Origin of the sequence: Kineococcus vitellinus (assembly GCF_009906315.1) — a bacterium.
In the GTDB taxonomy this organism is placed as follows: Bacteria; Actinomycetota; Actinomycetes; order Actinomycetales; family Kineococcaceae; genus Kineococcus; species Kineococcus vitellinus.
Genome location: NZ_JAAALL010000578.1, coordinates 1 through 1,040 on the forward strand (window position 1 = coordinate 1; position 1,040 = coordinate 1,040).

General features: G+C 82.1%; 1 protein-coding gene. It reads left to right on the forward strand.

The genetic code is table 11. The annotated features are described in order from the left end of the window. Positions 1-1,040: putative PEP-binding protein (locus tag GTQ99_RS23535; RefSeq protein ID WP_166618058.1), on the forward strand; the 1,040-nt coding region annotated here is incomplete at both ends.

Consider the following 1,040-nt stretch of genomic DNA (forward strand, 5'->3'; position numbering starts at 1 on the left):
GCGCCCTCATGGCCGAGGACCCCGGGCTGCTCGCCGAGGCCGAGCGCCGCCTGGGCGCCGGCGACGGCCCGGCCACGGCGGTCCACGGGGCCGTCGAGACGTTCTGCGCCGTGCTGGTCGCGGCCGGTCCGCACGCGGCCGAGCGGGTCGCCGACCTGCGCGACGTGGGCGGGCGCGTCGTGGCGCACCTGCTGGGCCTGCCGCCGCCGGGCGTCCCGCCGCTGGAGGGCCCCTCGGTCCTCGTGGCCGGCGACCTGGCCCCGGCCGACACCGCGGCGCTGGACCCGGCGCTGGTCGTCGGCGTCGTCACCGAGCGCGGCGGCCCCACCAGCCACGCCGCGATCATCGCCGCGCAGCTCGGCATCCCCTGCGTCGTGCGCGCCGCGGGCGCCCTCGGCCTGCCGGCCGGCGCCCGCCTCGCCCTCGACGCGCGCGCCGGCACCGTCACCTGCGAGCCGCCGGACGCCCTCGTCGCGGCCCTCGCCGAGCGCCGCGCCGCCGGCTCGCGGCGGGTGCGCGGCGCCGGCGGTCCGGGCCGCACGGCCGACGGCCTCCCCGTCGCGCTGCTGGCCAACGTCGCCACCCCGCAGGAGGCCGAGCGGGCGGCGGCCGCCCGCGGCGCCGGGGAGGTGGAGGGCGTCGGGCTGCTGCGCACCGAGGTGCTCTTCCTGGACCGGGTGCACGCCCCCGCGCTGGAGGAGCAGGCCGACGCCTACGCGCGGGTGCTCACCGCCTTCGGCGGGCGCCGGGTCGTCGTGCGCACCCTGGACGCCGGCGCCGACAAGCCGCTGGCGTTCGCGCCCGCCGGCGCCGAGGACAACCCGGCGCTGGGGCTGCGGGGGCTGCGCACCGCCCGCCGCCACCCGCAGCTGCTGACCACCCAGCTGCAGGCGCTGGCCGCGGCGGCCGAGCGCACCGGCACGCGGCCCTGGGTGATGGCCCCGATGGTCTCCACCCCGGCCGAGGCCGCGGACTTCGCCGCCCGGGTGCGCGCCGCGGGGCCGGCCGGGGTGGAGACCATCGGGGCCATCACCCAGGGC